Origin of the sequence: Corynebacterium sp. P3-F1 (assembly GCF_030503635.1) — a bacterium.
GTDB lineage: Bacteria > Actinomycetota > Actinomycetes > Mycobacteriales > Mycobacteriaceae > Corynebacterium.
Genome location: NZ_CP129965.1, coordinates 334,631 through 349,123, shown reverse-complemented (window position 1 = coordinate 349,123; position 14,493 = coordinate 334,631). Strand labels below are relative to the sequence as shown.

Annotated in this window: 16 protein-coding genes; 13 read left to right on the top strand and 3 right to left on the bottom strand. The window is 62.8% G+C overall.

What is annotated here, in order from left to right:
• The first annotated feature begins 26 nt into the window (after positions 1 to 26).
• The 9 genes from aroB to QYQ98_RS01590 all read left to right on the top strand — a co-directional run bounded on the left by aroB (position 27) and on the right by QYQ98_RS01590 (position 7,898).
• Positions 27 to 1,088 (top strand): 3-dehydroquinate synthase, encoded by a 1,062-nt coding sequence (aroB, locus tag QYQ98_RS01630; RefSeq protein ID WP_302007044.1) that lies wholly within the window; start codon positions 27 to 29, stop codon positions 1,086 to 1,088.
• A 68-nt stretch (positions 1,089 to 1,156) separates the two neighbouring features.
• Entirely contained in the window at positions 1,157 to 1,591 is a 435-nt protein-coding gene (gene aroQ / locus QYQ98_RS01625; RefSeq protein ID WP_302007043.1) for a type II 3-dehydroquinate dehydratase, read from the top strand.
• Entirely contained in the window at positions 1,592 to 2,683 is a 1,092-nt protein-coding gene (locus QYQ98_RS01620; RefSeq protein ID WP_302007042.1) for a Xaa-Pro peptidase family protein, read from the top strand.
• A 119-nt stretch (positions 2,684 to 2,802) separates the two neighbouring features.
• Complete coding sequence (gene efp / locus QYQ98_RS01615) at positions 2,803 to 3,366, top strand: elongation factor P (RefSeq protein ID WP_302007041.1); 564 nt, start codon at positions 2,803 to 2,805, stop codon at positions 3,364 to 3,366.
• A gap of 122 nt (positions 3,367 to 3,488) precedes the next feature.
• On the top strand, positions 3,489 to 4,139 hold the full coding sequence (nusB, locus tag QYQ98_RS01610; RefSeq protein WP_302007040.1) for a transcription antitermination factor NusB: 651 nt from the start codon (positions 3,489 to 3,491) through the stop codon (positions 4,137 to 4,139).
• 12 nt (positions 4,140 to 4,151) lie between these two features.
• Positions 4,152 to 5,000 (top strand): PPK2 family polyphosphate kinase, encoded by an 849-nt coding sequence (locus QYQ98_RS01605; protein WP_302007039.1) that lies wholly within the window; start codon positions 4,152 to 4,154, stop codon positions 4,998 to 5,000.
• Positions 5,001 to 5,158: 158 nt separating this feature from the next.
• Positions 5,159 to 6,103 carry a substrate-binding domain-containing protein gene (locus QYQ98_RS01600; RefSeq protein WP_302007790.1) on the top strand — a complete coding sequence of 315 codons (945 nt, stop codon included), beginning with the start codon at positions 5,159 to 5,161 and terminating at the stop codon, positions 6,101 to 6,103.
• The gene (locus tag QYQ98_RS01595) at positions 6,100 to 7,128 is read left to right on the top strand and encodes an ABC transporter permease (RefSeq protein ID WP_302007038.1); all 1,029 of its coding nucleotides are present in this window, start codon (positions 6,100 to 6,102) and stop codon (positions 7,126 to 7,128) included. Before QYQ98_RS01600 ends, QYQ98_RS01595 begins: the two co-directional genes overlap by 4 nt.
• A 5-nt stretch (positions 7,129 to 7,133) precedes the next feature.
• Positions 7,134 to 7,898, top strand: coding sequence for an ATP-binding cassette domain-containing protein (locus QYQ98_RS01590; RefSeq protein ID WP_302007037.1), 765 nt, complete (start codon positions 7,134 to 7,136; stop codon positions 7,896 to 7,898).
• Between the two features lie 18 nt (positions 7,899 to 7,916).
• Here the strand turns inward: QYQ98_RS01590 and QYQ98_RS01585 are convergent, their stop codons facing one another.
• From QYQ98_RS01585 to QYQ98_RS01575, 3 genes are read right to left on the bottom strand one after another with little or no spacing between them, the layout of a single operon-like run.
• Entirely contained in the window at positions 7,917 to 8,408 is a 492-nt protein-coding gene (locus QYQ98_RS01585; RefSeq protein ID WP_302007036.1) for a hypothetical protein, read from the bottom strand.
• A complete protein-coding gene (locus QYQ98_RS01580; RefSeq protein WP_302007035.1) occupies positions 8,408 to 8,896 on the bottom strand; it encodes a YbjN domain-containing protein in 489 nt (162 codons plus the stop codon). The genes QYQ98_RS01585 and QYQ98_RS01580 overlap by 1 nt, the downstream gene beginning before the upstream one ends.
• 30 nt (positions 8,897 to 8,926) lie before the next feature.
• On the bottom strand, positions 8,927 to 10,285 hold the full coding sequence (locus QYQ98_RS01575; protein WP_302007034.1) for a TIGR01777 family oxidoreductase: 1,359 nt from the start codon (positions 10,283 to 10,285) through the stop codon (positions 8,927 to 8,929).
• Between the two features lie 128 nt (positions 10,286 to 10,413).
• Here QYQ98_RS01575 and pyrR point away from each other — a divergent pair, with 128 nt between their 5' ends.
• From pyrR to carA, 4 genes are all read left to right on the top strand, one after another.
• The gene (pyrR, locus tag QYQ98_RS01570; protein WP_302007033.1) at positions 10,414 to 10,968 is read left to right on the top strand and encodes a bifunctional pyr operon transcriptional regulator/uracil phosphoribosyltransferase PyrR; all 555 of its coding nucleotides are present in this window, start codon (positions 10,414 to 10,416) and stop codon (positions 10,966 to 10,968) included.
• Positions 10,965 to 11,921 carry an aspartate carbamoyltransferase catalytic subunit gene (locus QYQ98_RS01565; protein WP_302007032.1) on the top strand — a complete coding sequence of 319 codons (957 nt, stop codon included), beginning with the start codon at positions 10,965 to 10,967 and terminating at the stop codon, positions 11,919 to 11,921. The genes pyrR and QYQ98_RS01565 overlap by 4 nt, the downstream gene beginning before the upstream one ends.
• Positions 11,922 to 11,925: 4 nt before the next feature.
• Positions 11,926 to 13,218 carry a dihydroorotase gene (locus tag QYQ98_RS01560; RefSeq protein WP_302007031.1) on the top strand — a complete coding sequence of 431 codons (1,293 nt, stop codon included), beginning with the start codon at positions 11,926 to 11,928 and terminating at the stop codon, positions 13,216 to 13,218.
• A gap of 77 nt (positions 13,219 to 13,295) precedes the next feature.
• Positions 13,296 to 14,489 (top strand): glutamine-hydrolyzing carbamoyl-phosphate synthase small subunit, encoded by a 1,194-nt coding sequence (gene carA / locus QYQ98_RS01555; RefSeq protein ID WP_302007030.1) that lies wholly within the window; start codon positions 13,296 to 13,298, stop codon positions 14,487 to 14,489.
• Positions 14,490 to 14,493 lie beyond the last annotated feature (4 nt).

Below are 14,493 nucleotides of genomic sequence, written 5' to 3'. Positions count from 1 at the left end.
CCACACTCACAACAAGGAGAGCCGCCATGGTCGATATTCAGGTCGCAGGTCCGTCACCGTACACCGTCCGCATTGGCCGCGGCCTCGATGATCAGGTGGCCCAGCGGATCCAGGAATCAGGTGCGTGCAAGGCGCTCATCGTCCACCAGGGTCCGCTCGGTGGCGCCGCCGACAGTCTGCGTCGACGCCTCGACGATCTCGGGGTGCTAAGTGTGCTCGCCCCGATCCCGGATGCTGAGGACGGCAAATCCCTCGCCGTCGCCGGTCACTTGTGGAACACGCTCGGGGAACAGAATTTCTCGCGGCAGGATGCCGTTGTCGGTCTCGGTGGCGGAGCGACCACGGATCTGGCCGGTTTCATTGCCGCAACGTGGATGCGCGGCATCAAAGTCGTTCAGGTTCCCACGACCCTGTTGGCTATGGTCGACGCGGCGGTCGGCGGGAAGACCGGCATCAACACGAATGCAGGCAAGAACCTTGTGGGCTCTTTCCACGAGCCGGATTCCGTCTTCATCGACCTCGACCGGCTGGACACGCTTCCGGAGGCAGAGTTCATCTCTGGTTCCGCCGAGATCATCAAGACCGGCTTCATCGCCGACCCGGTGATCTTGGATATCTACCGCGAAGGCGGAAGCGTCCCGACAGCGAAGATCGCGGAGCTCATCGAGCGTTCCGTCGCCGTGAAAGCCTCCGTCGTGGCGCAGGACCTCAAAGAGTCATCTCTGCGCGAGATCCTCAACTACGGTCATACTCTTGGCCATGCAATCGAGAAACGCGAAGACTACCGCTGGCGTCACGGGAACGCCGTCGCCGTCGGAATGATGTTTGTCGCCATTCTCGCGCGCAACCGCGGCCTCATCGAGCCGAGCGTGGTGAACATGCACCGGGAGATTCTCGAAGGAGTAGGCCTGCCCACGAGCTACGAAGCCGGCGCATTCGACGAGCTCTACGAGGGCATGACCCACGACAAGAAGAATAAGAACGGGCAGATCCGGTTCGTCGTGCTCGACGGCATCGGCAGCACGACTCGAATCGAGGATGCGTCCATCGAGGAGCTCCGTACCGCGTACACTGAGCTGTCACAGTGAGTTTCGCGCCGGTGGCCTACGCGCCCCGGCGCTAGACCATTTCAGATCTGCGGTGAGGAGGCCCCGACGTGAAAATCCTGGTGCTCAACGGCCCGAACCTGAACAGGTTGGGCAAGCGGCAGCCCGATGTGTACGGTGCGACGACGCTGGCCGACATCGAGCAGCGCTTGCGCGAGCGCGCCGAGCAAGCAGGAGCGGAGATCGCGTTCCTGCAGTCGAACCACGAGGGCGAGCTTATCGACGCCGCACATGAGGCAGCTGACAACTCGTGGCCTGTCATCATCAACCCGGGGGGTTTCACCCACACATCTGTGGCGCTGCGTGACGCGCTCGTCGAGCTGCAAGACGGGCCGGGCTTCATTGAAGTTCACATTTCGAATGTTCACGCTCGTGAGCCGTTCCGACACCACTCGTACCTGTCGCCGATCGCCATCGGGGTCATTGCTGGGATGGGCGTGGACGGTTACGAGTTGGCATTGGATTACTTCTTGAGGAGGGCATAAATGGGCTTCGCCGATTCCCGCTTTCTCACCCGCCGCCGGAAACTGTCGGCAACACTCGCGGCAAAGCGGATCGATTCGTTCTTGCTCACCGATCCGATCAACGTCCGGTACTTCTCCGGATTCAGCGGTTCCAACGGTGCGTTGTTGATGAACAAGGACCTGTCCGCGGCGATCGCCACTGATGGCCGGTACACCACGCAAATCGCGCAGGAAGTGCCAGACATTGAGGCGATCATTCAGCGCGACGCCGGCATGGCTGTCCTCGCCACCGTGCCCGAGGGGTGGCGCGTCGGTTTTGACCCGACGACATTGAGCGTCGACGAGTGCGGGCGCCTCGAGCAGGCAGCGGGAGATTCCGTCAGTCTCGTGCCTGTGAAGGGCGTGGTTGAGCAGATCCGCCTGATCAAAGACTCCTTCGAACTTCGTCGGCTCGAGGAAGCCGCGGACATTGCCGTCGTCGCGCTCGAGCGGCTTATCGACGCTGGGGAGCTCCGCGCCGGCCGCACCGAGAAGCAGGTGGCCGCCGAATTGGAGTACCGGATGCGCCTGTTGGGTTCAGAGCGCGTCAGCTTCGACACCATTGTCGCATCCGGGCCGAATTCGGCGTTGCCGCACTATTCGGCGGGAGACCGAGAACTGACTGACGGCGACTTGGTCACCATTGATTTCGGGGCGCACTACCGCGGGTTTAACTCCGACATGACCCGCACGTTCTGCATTGGCGAGCCGTCGGATTTCAACCGGGAGATCTACGGCATCGTCCTCGAAGCACAGAAAGCCGGCATCGCCGCGGCGACGCCGGGGCGAGCTCTTGTCGACGTGGATAAGGCGTGCCGCGACATCATCACTGAGGCGGGGTACGGCGAATACTTCGTGCACTCCACAGGTCACGGAATCGGGCTGGAGGTGCACGAGGGCCCGGCGGCGTCGACACGCGGCGAAGGCGTTCTCGAACCAAACATGACGCTGACCATTGAGCCCGGCATATATGTGCCCGGCAAAGGTGGCGTCCGCATCGAGGACACCCTGATCATCACCACCGGTGCCCCGAAGGTGATCACCCCGGCACCGAAAGAACTGACCGTTCTCTAACAGGGCGCACACCGTAGGCTCCCGCGGGCCGAACGCGACACCCCGCTTCATTCGCCGAGCTGTGGTGTAACATGGCAATGTTCAAAACACCCACCGAGCCGATTTAAGGGGAGAAGATCGTGGCAACGACCGCTGATTTCAAGAACGGCCTTGTGCTCAAGGTTGACGGCAAGCTGCAGCAGATTATTGAGTTCCAGCACGTCAAGCCGGGCAAGGGCCCCGCGTTCGTCCGCACGAAGCTCAAGGACGTCGTCTCCGGCAAGACCGTGGACAAGACCTGGAACGCAGGCGTGAAGGTGGAGACCGCGACGGTGGATCGCCGCGACATGACCTACCTCTACAACGACGGCACCAACTACGTCGTCATGGACGACAAGACCTTCGAGCAGTACGAGCTCGGCGAGGAAAAGTTCGGTGATGCCGCACGCTTCCTGCTGGAGAACATGCGCTTGCAGGTTTCCTTTCACGAGGGCGAAGCGCTCTTTGCCGAGCTGCCCGTTTCCGTGGATTTGAAGGTCGAGCACACCGATCCGGGCCTGCAGGGCGACCGCTCCACCGGCGGCACCAAGCCGGCGAAGCTGGAGACCGGCGCCGAGATTCAGGTGCCCCTGTTCATCGAGACTGGCAACGTGCTCAAGGTGGATACCCGCACCGGCGAGTACCTCTCCCGCGTGAACAACTAAAACGCGAAAAACTAAGGCGATGCCTTCCCCGGGTGCTTCGCCCGAAGCTCCCGCTACAGGTGGACTCGGCATCGAGTCCACCTCATTCTTATTTTCCCTGTATCTGACTTCTTTTTGCGAACATGCCTGATTACAAACGTCATGGAGCGCGCTACCGCGCGCGCCGCCGCGCAGTAGATATTCTTTTCGAAGCCGAGACCCGCGACCTCGATCCGGTCGCCATTGTGGAGGACCGCGTCGCACTGGCACAGGACCCCGCTAATGCTGTGGCCCCCATTGCGGATTACACGCGCGAGATCATTGCTGGCGCGGCGGAGAACCTCGACGAGATCGACGACTCCATTGAGCGCTTCTTGTCGGAAAATTGGGAATTGAACCGGATTCCCGCCGTGGACCGTGCCATTCTGCGTGTGGCTACGTGGGAGATTCTCTACAACGACGATGTGGCCCCGCCGATCTCCATCGCCAACGCCATGGAGATGTCCACGGAGTACGCGGGAGACAACGCGTCCCCGTATATTCACGCCGTGCTCGACGACATCATCCAGGCGAACTCCGATAACGCACCCGACCTGGTGACAGGCGACGCGGATGCGGACTCCGCCGCTGACACCACCGATACGTCCGATATCCCGGCCACGGCCCCTGACGGGGCAGTTCCACCGGCGGACGACGCAGTCGCGCCGGAGGTCACGGAAAACACGGAACTGAGCGGCGGCACCGCTCTCATTGGGCTGACCACGGAACCGGACGTCGAAACCGAGAAAGAGTAGTTTCTCACCACTATGGCCAAAGTATCCATCAAGGAAGCCGAGAAGCTCCGCGTCGAGGACGACTTCGTGCTCGCGGACGTCGACCCCGATACCACTCCGGGTGTGGACGAGGACGATGTCGACGACGCTTTCGAGAAATACGACGAGGAGATCGCCGAGCTGCAAGACTGTCTGTACGCGAATGGGCGTGCAGGTAATGAGAACGCGGGGTCGATCCTCCTCGTTCTGCAGGGAATGGACACCTCCGGCAAGGGCGGCATCATTCGCCACGTCGTCGGCGATCTGCTCGATCCGCAGGGCGTGCACATCAAGGCCTTCGGCAAACCGACGGAGGAAGAGAAGCAGCACGACTTCCTCTGGCGGATTGCACCCCACTTGCCCGAACCCGGAATGGTGAGCGTTTTCGACCGCTCCCACTACGAGGATGTGCTTGTCCAGCGCGTCCGCGACATGGCTCCCCCAGAAGAGATCGAGCGGCGTTACGGTGCCATCGTGGACTTCGAGGCTCAAGCCGCTGCCAACGGCACCAAGATCATCAAAGTGATGCCGCACATCTCCAAGGCGTTCCAAGGGGAGAACCTGCGCAAGCGCATTGAGCGCGAAGACAAGCATTGGAAATACAACCCAGGCGACATCGATGACCGGATGCTTTGGGATGAGTTCCAAGAGGCCTATGAGATCGCGATGAAGCGCACATCCACCGACGTTGCGCCGTGGTACTGCGTTCCCTCCGACGACAAGGATTACTGCCGCACGGTGGTGAAGACCTTGCTACTCAAGGCGCTGCGCGAACTTGATCTGCAGTGGCCGGAGCCTGATTTTGACCCGGAGCTGGAGCTGAAGCGCCTCGAGGAGTCCTAAGCCGTTACGGCACGGTAGGAACAACCCCTGTTCAGAGTCTTTCTGAATCGGTAAAGCCGCCGACGGATGCGGGTCTTTGAGGACGGCGGGGGCACACTGTATGGGTGTTTAAAATCGGTGAGTTCTCAAAGGCGGCGGCTATCACTGCTGTTGTGGCCATGACTGCGGTCGGCTGCTCGGCTACGGGAGGGGCACCGCGCAACACCGGCACCGAGGCAACCGCAGGTGGTGTGGACACACCGCGCTATGTGGTTGCCATGGTCACGCACGGCGCTCCCGGCGACACCTTTTGGGACCTCGTGCGTAAGGGAGCCGAAGACGCCGCCAAGAAAGACAACATCGAACTGCGTTATTCATCCGACCCGCAGGCGCCGAACCAAGCGAATCTGGTTCGCAACGCGGTGGACTCCAAAGTGGACGGCATCGCGGTGACCATGCCCAATGCGAAGGCCATAGGCCCCGCTGCTCAGAACGCGGTGGACGCGGGCATTCCCACCGTCGGACTGAATGCGGGCATGGATTCTTACCGCGACTACGGCATGAGCGGTTTCTTTGGCCAGGACGAGACTGTCGCCGGCGAGAATGCTGGAAAACGTCTCAAGGACGACGGTAAACAGAAAGTCCTGTGCGTGATTCATGAGCAGGGCAATTCCTCCCAAGAGGCGCGGTGCGACGGCGTGAAGAAGGGGTTGGCGGGCGGAACCGTGGAGTTGGTGTACGTCAACGGCCAAGACCTGACCTCAGTGCAGTCGACTCTCGCCTCGAAGCTGAGCCAGGACCCGAGCTTCGACACGGTCTTCGCCCTGCAAGCCCCGGTGGCCATGCGCGCCGCGGAGTCTGTCGGGCAGTCTGGTTCTTCGGCTCAGGTGGTCACCTTTGACACCAATGCTGAGCTCGTGGACGCGATTGCGGACGGCCGCATCGCCTGGGCCGTCGACCAGCAGCCGTACCTCCAGGGCTATCTCGCCGTCGATTCACTTTGGGTGGCCAAACGCAACGGCGGAACGCTCGGAGGCGGGCAAGCGGTGTTCACCGGCCCCAGTTTCGTCGATAAGTCCAATGTTGAGCAGATTTCCGAGGCCGCGAAGGCGGGGTTGCGATGAGCACGGCTGTATCCGACGACAGGCTTCGACGCCGCTCGGGATTCGGGCGGCTCATCCGCCGCCCCGAGCTAGCAAGCTTGCTCGGCTTTCTGGTCATTCTCGCGTTGTTTTACGCAGTCGCTCCCGCCTTCCGCTCGTTTGAGGCGATGACGACGATCCTCTACGCCAGTTCCACACTCGGCATCGTGGCCCTCGCAGTCGGTCTGCTCATGATCGGTGGGGAATTCGACCTGTCGTCGGGCGTGGCCGTGACCACCGCGGCGTTGGCGGCGACGATGCTCAACTACAACCTCCACCTCAACTCGTGGGTGGGGGCGGGTCTGGCGCTGGTCATCGCGCTGAGCATCGGCGCTCTCAACGGCATCCTCGTTTCGCGCACCGGCATTGACAGCTTCCTCATCACCCTCGCGGCATTCCTCATGCTGCAGGGCCTCAATCTCGCGGTGACCAAACTGGTCACCGGTCAGGTGGCCACCCCGTCGATCGCGGACATGGAAGGGTTCCCGTCGGCGCGGGCCTTTTTTGCCGGTAGCTTCCACATCGGGAACGTGCGCGTCAGCGTCATGGTCGTCTGGTGGCTGGTCTTTGTGGCCCTTGCCTCATTCATCCTTTTCCGCACGAAATTCGGCAACTGGATCACGGCGGTCGGCGGCGACGAGGACGCCGCACGGGCGGTGGGCGTTCCAGTGCGCCGCGTCAAGGTCGCGCTGTTCATGGGGGTCAGTTTCGCCGCGTGGTTCGTGGGCATGCACACGCTGTTCGCGTTCGACTCCATTCAGGCGGGCCAAGGTGTTGGCAACGAGTTCCTCTACATCATCGCGGCGGTCATCGGCGGGTGCGCCATGAACGGCGGACGGGGCACCGCCGTGGGCACCATGATCGGAGCGCTGATCTTCGGCATGACCAACCAGGGCATCGTCTACGCGGGATGGAATCCGGACTGGTTCAAGTTCTTCCTCGGCGCGATGCTGCTCTTCGCCGTGTTCACCAACACGTCGTTCGCGAACATCACGAAGGGGAGGTAGGCCACGTGTCCATCATTGAATTGCGGGACATCACTAAGTCCTACGGCAGCTTCGACGCGTTGCGCGGAATCGACCTAGCTATCAACGAGGGGGAGGTCACGTGCGTCCTCGGCGATAACGGCGCGGGCAAGTCGACGCTGATCAAGATCCTCGCGGGCCTGCACGAGCAAACGTCCGGGGAGCTGCTTATCGACGGCACATCCGCCACCTTCTCTTCCCCCCGCCAGGCCATCGACGCCGGAATCGCGACGGTGTACCAGACACTCGCCATTGTGGACGAGCTGAGCGTGTGGCGAAATTTCTTCCTCGGCCAGGAGCTGACTGGTGCCTTTGGAACGCTCAAGCAAGGCGAGATGAAGCGGATCTGCTCGGAGCAGCTCGCGGACATGGGCATTGACATCCCCGACGTGGATGTGGAAGCCGGCAATCTGTCCGGCGGTCAGCGCCAGGTTGTCGCCATCGCCCGTGCCGTGTACTTCGGGGCCCGAGTGGTCGTGCTCGACGAGCCGACTGCGGCGCTCGGCGTGAAACAGTCCGGCATGGTGTTGAAGTTCATCGCGTCGGCCCGCGACCGCGGGGTCGCTGTCGTCTTTGTCACCCATAATCCGCACCACGCGTACATGGTGGGCGACCGGTTCACCATTCTGAAGCTGGGGCGCCAAGAGCTGAGTGCCGCCCGCGATGAGGTGAGCCTCGACGAGCTGACCCGCGAGATGTCGGGCGGTGCGGAGCTCGAGGCTCTCAACCACGAACTGCGCGGGTACCTCTGATACAGCTTTGTACGGCGACTAGCTTTCGCGGTCGTCCTCGGTGGCTTCCGCCTTGGCCTGAGTGATCTGTTCGGACAGGACGGCCATAGCGTCGTGGGCGCTGACGACGGAATTCACCGATGTCGATACGGCGGAACGTAGCTGTTCGTCGGTCATGCCGGCTGCGACGGATTCCTCCGCCTCGATGCGGATGACGATGTTCTCAGTCCGGTTACCCACGATGGCGCGGGCACCGTTCAAAGTGGAGTTGACCTCGTTGGCTGCCAGGTAATAGGTCGCATCCGGGGAATCTGCTGCGGTGTCCGTGACGGAGTCCGTGCGGACAATGAAAACGGAATCGAGCAGCACCACCATGAGCTCGAGCTCCTCATGGGAACCGTGGGCGGCGCGGCCGGATCCGTCCGCGGCCAGCCCGATGCCGGATTGGGACGCAGCATCGACGATCCGGTCAATGGTGACAATGCTCGGGGCATCGCCGGGGGCCGTGTGAGCTGTTTCTGGGGTCGTCATTAGTTCTCCTCCCACGTCACGGCTGTCGGGAACGTCTCGGCCAAGAAGTCGAACGCCTGCATTGTGGAGTGGATGCAGGTGACAACGAATGCGCCAAGCTGATTCGTCGATAAGCCTTTGCTCGCGTCGAGTGTGCGGATGCCTGTGATGGCGAGGGTGTCTTCCTCGCTCTGGAAAAAGCGCAGAGTCGGCGTGAAGTGCGTCTGGTTGAATTCGTTTGTGGCGTACAGCAGGGAGGCGACATCCGCCGGCGCGAATTCGCCGCGCCACACGGACTCGAAAACGAGCGTGCCTTCGTCGAAGGTGAAGACCATCGCGGCGTTGACGAATCCGGTGCGCACAACGGGTTCTTCCAGGCGGTATTCGAGTTCCTCGCCCTCTAGGACAGCGGCGATGTCAGCGAGCGCGACATCGCGGACAGTATCCGGATTCGGCTCCTTGCCCGGGGATGCCCCTTCGGGGGAGAAATGATCGTTCGGTGTGGTCATGGCACTCCAGGCTACCTATCTCAGCTCGTCTCAGCTGAGGTCGTTGAGGTAGGTCTCTTTGCCCAGCTCGTGCTTCAGCGCCGCAGTGAGGGTGGGGTAGCGAAAGTGATGCCCGAGGTCATTCAGGCGCGCTGGTTCCACGCGCTGGTCGGCCAGAGCGAGTTCGTGGGCCCCCTCGTCGCCGAGGAGGAGCTTCGGGCCGAATTCCGGGATGCCAATGAGCTCAGGCCGGTGAAGAAGCGGGGTCAAGGTGGACGAGAGTTCGGCGTTTGTCACCGGGTTCGGTGCGGTGGCGTTGACGGGGCCGGACAAGGAGTCGTCGATAAGCGCGCGGAAATAAATGTCCGTGAGGTCGTCGAGTGCCACCCACGACATCCAGAAGTCCCCGTCGCCGAAGCGGGCGCTCATCGCCGTCTGAGCCGACAGCTTTAGCAGCGGCAGGAGACCACCCGCTCCGGAGAAGGCGAGACCGGTGCGGATATTCACGGTGCGGACCCCGCCTTCTTTAGCCGGGGAGGTGGCGCGCTCCCATTCGTCAACGACGTCTGCGAGGAAGCCGTCGCCGCGGCTGTCTGCCTCGGTGTGGATGCGGCCGCCGGCATCGGTGCCGTAGAAGCCCACAGCCGATGCCCCCACAAAGGTTTTCACGCCTGCTTGAGCCGCGCATTGCGCCAAGCGTCGCGTGGGGCCGATCCGGGAGGAATAGATCGCCGCTTTGTGCTCGTCGGTGAACCGCCCCATGATCGACTCGCCGGCGAGGTGCACGACGGCGTCCACGCCGCGGAGAAGCTCCGGGTCGGGCTCGTCCATGTTCCAGTGGCGCTGGCCGTCCGACGCATCGCCGCGGACAAGCTGGATCACCTCATGGCCGGCCGTGGTGAGTTGGGCGGTAAGCGCCGTGCCCACCAATCCGCGGGAACCAGTCATGGCAACGGTGAGCTTCTTTGGCGCTTCGTCGCCGCCGAGCTGGCGCATCCGGCCTAGGAATGCCAAATCCTCGTCGAGCTGGTGCTGGCGGTATGCGAAAGCCGGGGCGAGAACCTTTCCCGGGGCAGTCGTGTGAACAGTGTCGGTGATGCGAGTTCTGTCGCCGTCCGGTTCGAAGCGGTGTTCGTGGCGCCACTTGGTCAGCTGCTTGATCGGCGTGTTAGCCGCCTCGTCGACGAACCGCTCGCCCTCGACGTACCCGTCAGGCTGGTGGCGGGCAACCCATTTCTGGCCCGCTGGGAGCGAAAAGACAGTGGTGCCGTTTCGGAGAGAATCAGCGCCCGAAACAACGGTCATCGGGAGGAACGGGGGAGTCAACCGCTGCACCGCACCGGGGCGGGTGTGCCAGCGCCAGACGTCGTCAAGCGGGGTGGGAATGGCGTAGGTGGTGTGGAGAGACAAAAGACGACCTGCTTTGCTCAAGTAAGTGTGTGCGGAAGTGCTAGTGTTGCTTGCGTATGCCGAGCATAGGCAGGCTCTGAAAGAAGCATCCTTTAAATTCCGCACAGAGAGGCGGGGAAGGAGGTTCGATGAGTGCCACTGAGTTGCTTGACGCCAGTGACGTCTCGCGCACGATTGCACGCATCGCGCACCAAATCATCGAGAAAACTGCACTTGATTCCGATGGTGCTCCACCACTGATCATGTTGGGTATTCCGTCCGGCGGGGTACCCCTAGCCCAGCGCATCGCGGCGGCGATCGAGGAATTCTCGGGCGTGAGCATTCCCGTGGGTAGCCTCGACGTGACGCTCTACCGCGATGATCTCCGCGGCCGCCCGCACCGCGCGCTGTCCCCGACCGATATTCCAGCCAATATCAATGGCGCAACTATCGTGCTGGTCGATGACGTGCTGTTTTCCGGTCGTACGATCCGTGCGGCTCTAGACTCTCTGAGCGATATCGGCCGACCGGAAGCGATCCAGCTCGCAGTCCTGGTGGACCGCGGCCACCGCTCGCTGCCGATCCGCGCGGACTACGTGGGCAAAAACATTCCGACGGCTCTGACCGAAGACGTGCGCGTCACGCTGACTCCGCTCGATGATGCTGATGCCGTTCTTCTGGTCAAAGAGGGGGAGGAAGCATGAAGCACCTGATCAGCATCGCGGATCTTGGCCGCGACGACATCATCGGGTTGATGGATGAGGCGGACCGGTTCCGCGAAGCGCTCGAAGGGCGCGAGATGAAGAAGCTGCCCACGCTGCGCGGCCGCACCGTGTTCACGCTCTTCTACGAGAACTCCACCCGCACCCGCTCGTCCTTTGAAACGGCCGGCAAATGGATGAGCGCCGACGTGATCAACGTCTCCGCGTCCAGCTCGAGCGTGAAGAAAGGGGAGTCCCTCAAAGACACCGCGTCCACGCTGCGGGCCGTTGGCGCGGACGCGGTCATCATGCGCCACCCGTCCTCCGGTGCGCCGAACTTGCTCCGCGAGTGGGTGCCGGGTGCCAGCATCATCAACGCGGGCGACGGTTCGCACCAGCACCCGACGCAGGCGCTTCTCGACGCTGTGACAATGCGCCAGCACATCGGCGACGTGGCCGCGAAGAAGATCCTCATCGTCGGCGACATTCTCCATTCCCGCGTCGCCCGGTCCAATGTGGACTTGCTGTCCACTCTTGGTGCGGATGTGGTGCTCGTCGCCCCGCCGACGCTCCTTCCCACCGGAGTGGAGCACTGGCCCTGCCGTGTGGCCTACGATCTCGATGCGGAGATCGCCGGAGGAATCGATGGTGTCACTCCGAGCGTGGCGATGATGCTACGCGTGCAGGCGGAACGCATGAACGGCGGTTTTTTCCCGTCACACCGTGAATACGCCACCCTGTACGGGCTGTCCCGAGACCGCGCCGACGCTCTGGGGGATAAGGCCCTCATCATGCACCCGGGCCCGATGCTGCGCGGGATGGAAATCAACTTCGATGTCGCGGACCGCGGTAACACCGTGGTGCTCGACCAGGTCTCCAACGGCGTGTACACCCGCATGGCGGTCCTGTTCACCTTGCTGGCGAGCGGCGAGGACGCGCTGGAAGGAAAGGAGTAGGGCAGTGACGACACTTGCTTTGAATAATGTCCGCCCTTACGGCGAAGACGAGACCAACATTCTGATCAATGTCGCCGACGGCGTCATCGACTCGATGGGCGACACCCCGTTCGACGACGCAGACGAGGTCGTGGACTGCGGCGGGAACGTGCTCCTGCCGGGGCTGGTGGACATGCACGTGCACCTGCGCGAACCGGGGCGCGAGGACACCGAGACCATCGCGACCGGTTCCGATGCTGCCGCCAAGGGCGGTTTCACCGCGGTGTTCACCATGGCGAACACCCAGCCCGTGATCGACCAGCCGTTCCTCGCCGACGCGGTGTGGGAGAAGGGCCAGGCCTACGGGAAGTGCGATGTCTACCCCGTCGGTTCTATCACGAAGGGGCTCAAGGGAGAGTCCTTGACCGAGATCGGCTTGATGTCCCGCGGCCACGTGAAGATGTTCTCCGACGACGGACGCTGCGTGAACGACCCGCAGCTGATGCGCCGCGCGATCGAATACGCGAAGGCCTACGACGTGGTGCTGGCCCAGCACGCGGAGGACCACCGCATGACCGACGGTGCATGCGCCCACGAGGGGGAGAACGCGGCCCGTTTGGGCCTGCGTGGCTGGCCGCGTGTCGCCGAGGAATCCATCGTGGCCCGCGACCTGATCATGACCCGCGACTACGGAGGGCGCTACCATCTCTGCCACGCTTCCACCGAGGGCTCGGTGTCCCTCCTGCGCTGGGCGAAAGATCAGGGTGTGGACGTCACTGCTGAGGTCACGCCGCACCACCTGCTGCTCACCGACGAACAGCTGGAGACCTACGACGGTGTCTACCGCGTCAATCCGCCTTTGCGGGAGAACCGCGACACCGTCGCGCTGCGCGACGCGCTGCTGGACGGCACGATTGACGTCGTTGCCACCGATCACGCCCCGCACGGCTCCGAAGACAAGTGCGTGGAATTTGAAAACGCCAAGCCCGGCATGATCGGCCTCGAGACTTCGCTGGCCATCGTCGCAGAGGTCTTCGTCGAATCGGGCCTTGCTGACTGGCGCTTCGTGGCCAAGGTCATGAGCGAGCGGCCAGCCGAGATCCTCCGTCTGGCGGACCACGGCCGGCCGATCCAGGTGGGGGAGCCCGCCAACCTCACACTCGTCGACCCTGACGCAGCTTGGACGGCCCGGGGCGACGAGATGGCGTCCAAGTCGAAGAACACTCCCTACGAAGGCACAGATTTCTCCTGCCGCGTCGTGGGCACCTGGCTGCGGGGTGAGCAGACTTTCGACGCACACGACAACGGCAACCACTGACCAGCACACGGCCCCTCACTGGCCATCAGCGCGGGGCATACCAAGCGTGAATCAAGCGAAAGACAAAGGAAACACACATGAGCACTGACCGCATTCCCGCCGTGCTGGTTCTGGCCGACGGCACGACATTCCCCGGCACCGCATTCGGCGCGGTAACGGGCGAACCGGCCTTTGGCGAAGCCGTCTTCACCACCGCCATGACCGGCTACCAGGAGACGATGACGGATCCGTCCTACCATCGCCAGATCGTGGTGACCACGGCACCGCAGATCGGCAACACCGGCTGGAACGACGAGGACAACGAGTCCCACGACAACAACATCTGGGTTGCAGGCCTGGTCATCCGCGACCTGTCCAAGCGGGTCTCCAACTGGCGCGCCGAGCGCAGCCTCGAAGAAGAAATGAGCAAGCAAGGCATCCTGGGCATTTCCGGGGTGGACACGCGCACGCTGGTGCGGCACCTGCGCAACTACGGTTCGATCTCCGCCGGCATTTTCACCGGGGACGACGCCAAGAGTGACATCGACCAGCTCGTCTCCCGCGTCAAGGATCAGCCCGCGATGTCGGGTGCGGACCTGTCCGCAGAGGTGTCCACGGACGAGCCGTACGTGATCCCGGCGGAGGGGGACAAGCGCTACACCGTCGTCGCTTTCGACATGGGCATAAAGACGGCCACCCCCAGCCACTTCTCGCAGCGCGGTATCGAGACAATTGTCGTTCCCGCCGGCACCCCGTTCGCTGAGATTCAGCAGCACAATCCGGACGGCGTGTTCATCTCCAACGGGCCGGGCGACCCAGCCACCGCCGACGATATGGTTGCCGTCACCCGGGAGGTCATTGAGAACGGTGTGCCGCTGTTCGGCATCTGCTTCGGCAACCAGATTCTCGGCCGTGCCCTAGGACTGGAAACGTACAAGTTGAAGTTCGGTCACCGCGGCGTGAACGTCCCGGTGAAGAACCACCTGACCAGAAAAATCGACATCACCTCGCAGAACCACGGCTTCGCGTTGAAGGCACCGCAGAACGAGTCGGGCGAGGACATCGGACCCGGTGAGACCTTCGCCACCGATTTCGGCCCCGCAGTGGTCACCCACACCTGCCTCAACGACGGTGTCGTTGAGGGTGTGGCCCTGGAGTCCGGCAAGGCCTACTCGGTGCAGTACCACCCGGAATCCGCCGCCGGACCGCACGACGCTAACCCACTCTTCGACCAGTTTGTGGCCTTGATGGATGACCACAAGTCCGCAGAGAATTCCACCGATTCGAAGTAACCAG